The sequence below is a fragment of the Burkholderia sp. Ap-955 genome, from assembly GCF_011753045.1.
In the GTDB taxonomy this organism is placed as follows: Bacteria; Pseudomonadota; Gammaproteobacteria; order Burkholderiales; family Burkholderiaceae; genus Burkholderia; species Burkholderia lata_D.
Window position 1 is genome coordinate 1 of sequence record NZ_VWWH01000188.1, and the last position, 3,344, is coordinate 3,344.

The 3,344-nt window shown below is 52.1% G+C and carries 2 rRNA genes; both read left to right on the forward strand.

Features of this window, described 5'->3' with window-relative positions:
• The first annotated feature begins 216 nt into the window (after positions 1–216).
• Positions 217–3,098, forward strand: a 23S ribosomal RNA gene (locus F3J15_RS37095).
• 132 nt (positions 3,099–3,230) lie between these two features.
• Positions 3,231–3,343, forward strand: a 5S ribosomal RNA gene (gene rrf, locus F3J15_RS37100).
• Position 3,344 lies beyond the last annotated feature (1 nt).

The following is a 3,344-nucleotide window of genomic DNA, read 5'->3' on the forward strand; positions in this document are numbered from 1 at the left end:
TACGTAGTACGTATCGGCTGTCGTTCTTTAACAATCTGGAAGAAGTAAGTAATTTGGATAGCGGAAGCGTCTTGAGATGGACGTGAAAACTATCCGGGTTGTGATTGTATCGATGTATCTCAAGATGATTCGAACTCTATGTTTGACTCAATTGGAATACGGCACAACGCGAGAACTCAACCTGTAGCGACTGTCGATGAGACAGACTCGTTATAGGGTCAAGCGAACAAGTGCATGTGGTGGATGCCTTGGCGATCACAGGCGATGAAGGACGCGGTAGCCTGCGAAAAGCTACGGGGAGCTGGCAAACGAGCTTTGATCCGTAGATGTCCGAATGGGGAAACCCACTCCTTTTGGAGTATCCATGGCTGAATACATAGGCCATGCGAAGCGAACGCGGTGAACTGAAACATCTAAGTAACCGCAGGAAAAGAAATCAACCGAGATTCCCAAAGTAGTGGCGAGCGAAATGGGATGAGCCTTGCACTCTTTATTTGTATTGTTAGCCGAACGCTCTGGAAAGTGCGGCCATAGCAGGTGATAGCCCTGTAGGCGAAAACAGTATGAAAGAACTAGGTGTGCGACAAGTAGGGCGGGACACGTGAAATCCTGTCTGAAGATGGGGGGACCATCCTCCAAGGCTAAATACTCGTGATCGACCGATAGTGAACCAGTACCGTGAGGGAAAGGCGAAAAGAACCCCGGGAGGGGAGTGAAATAGATCCTGAAACCGCATGCATACAAACAGTCGGAGCCTCGTAAGGGGTGACGGCGTACCTTTTGTATAATGGGTCAGCGACTTACGTTCAGTAGCAAGCTTAACCGTATAGGGCAGGCGTAGCGAAAGCGAGTCCGAATAGGGCGTTCAGTTGCTGGGCGTAGACCCGAAACCAAGTGATCTATCCATGGCCAGGATGAAGGTGCGGTAACACGTACTGGAGGTCCGAACCCACTAACGTTGAAAAGTTAGGGGATGAGCTGTGGATAGGGGTGAAAGGCTAAACAAACTTGGAAATAGCTGGTTCTCTCCGAAAACTATTTAGGTAGTGCCTCGTGTCTCACCTTCGGGGGTAGAGCACTGTCATGGTTGGGGGGTCTATTGCAGATTACCCCGCCATAGCAAACTCCGAATACCGAAGAGTGCAATCACGGGAGACAGACATCGGGTGCTAACGTCCGGTGTCAAGAGGGAAACAACCCAGACCGCCAGCTAAGGTCCCCAAATATAGCTAAGTGGGAAACGAAGTGGGAAGGCTAAAACAGTCAGGAGGTTGGCTTAGAAGCAGCCACCCTTTAAAGAAAGCGTAATAGCTCACTGATCGAGTCGTCCTGCGCGGAAGATGTAACGGGGCTAAGCTATATACCGAAGCTGCGGATGCGTGCTTTGCACGCATGGTAGGAGAGCGTTCCGTAAGCCTGCGAAGGTGCGTTGAAAAGCGTGCTGGAGGTATCGGAAGTGCGAATGCTGACATGAGTAGCGATAAAGGGGGTGAAAGGCCCCCTCGCCGTAAGCCCAAGGTTTCCTACGCAACGTTCATCGGCGTAGGGTGAGTCGGCCCCTAAGGCGAGGCAGAAATGCGTAGCTGATGGGAAGCAGGTCAATATTCCTGCACCATTGTTAGATGCGATGGGGGGACGGATCGCGGAAGGTTGTCCGGGTGTTGGAAGTCCCGGTCGCTGCATTGGAGAAGGCACTTAGGCAAATCCGGGTGCGTAATTCAAGGGTGTGGCGCGAGCTCCTTAGGGAGCGAAGCAATTGGAAGTGGTTCCAAGAAAAGCCTCTAAGCTTCAGTCTAACGATGACCGTACCGCAAACCGACACAGGTGGGCGAGATGAGTATTCTAAGGCGCTTGAGAGAACTCGGGAGAAGGAACTCGGCAAATTGGTACCGTAACTTCGGGATAAGGTACGCCCTTGTAGCTTGATGCGCCTGCGCGCAAAGGGTGAAGGGGTTGCAATAAACTGGTGGCTGCGACTGTTTAATAAAAACACAGCACTCTGCAAACACGAAAGTGGACGTATAGGGTGTGACGCCTGCCCGGTGCCGGAAGATTAAATGATGGGGTGCAAGCTCTTGATTGAAGTCCCGGTAAACGGCGGCCGTAACTATAACGGTCCTAAGGTAGCGAAATTCCTTGTCGGGTAAGTTCCGACCTGCACGAATGGCGTAACGATGGCCACACTGTCTCCTCCCGAGACTCAGCGAAGTTGAAGTGTTTGTGATGATGCAATCTACCCGCGGCTAGACGGAAAGACCCCATGAACCTTTACTGTAGCTTTGCATTGGACTTTGAACCGATCTGTGTAGGATAGGTGGGAGGCTATGAAACCGGAACGCTAGTTTCGGTGGAGCCGTCCTTGAAATACCACCCTGGTTTGTTTGAGGTTCTAACCTTGGCCCGTGATCCGGGTCGGGGACAGTGCATGGTAGGCAGTTTGACTGGGGCGGTCTCCTCCCAAAGCGTAACGGAGGAGTACGAAGGTACGCTAGGTACGGTCGGAAATCGTGCTGATAGTGCAATGGCATAAGCGTGCTTAACTGCGAGACCGACAAGTCGAGCAGGTGCGAAAGCAGGTCATAGTGATCCGGTGGTTCTGTATGGAAGGGCCATCGCTCAACGGATAAAAGGTACTCTGGGGATAACAGGCTGATACCGCCCAAGAGTTCATATCGACGGCGGTGTTTGGCACCTCGATGTCGGCTCATCTCATCCTGGGGCTGTAGCCGGTCCCAAGGGTATGGCTGTTCGCCATTTAAAGAGGTACGTGAGCTGGGTTTAAAACGTCGTGAGACAGTTTGGTCCCTATCTGCCGTGGGCGTTGGATATTTGAAGGGGGCTGCTCCTAGTACGAGAGGACCGGAGTGGACGAACCTCTGGTGTACCGGTTGTCACGCCAGTGGCATCGCCGGGTAGCTATGTTCGGAAGAGATAACCGCTGAAAGCATCTAAGCGGGAAACTCGCCTTAAGATGAGATATCCCTGGGAACTAGATTCCCTTGAAGGGTCGTTCGAGACCAGGACGTTGATAGGTCAGGTGTGTAAGCGCAGTAATGCGTTCAGCTAACTGATACTAATTGCCCGTAAGGCTTGATCCTATAACAAGTCTGTCTCGCGCTGAATACAGCGCGTCGGACTGGTTGGATTCTCGTGTGTGATACACACAACTCAAGATTACTGCTTCTTCCAAGATTGGTTGTGCTGCGAAGCCAGCGCAACAACCCTCTTTGCCTGATGACCATAGCGAGTCGGTCCCACCCCTTCCCATCCCGAACAGGACCGTGAAACGACTCTACGCCGATGATAGTGCGGATTCCCGTGTGAAAGTAGGTAATCGTCAGGCT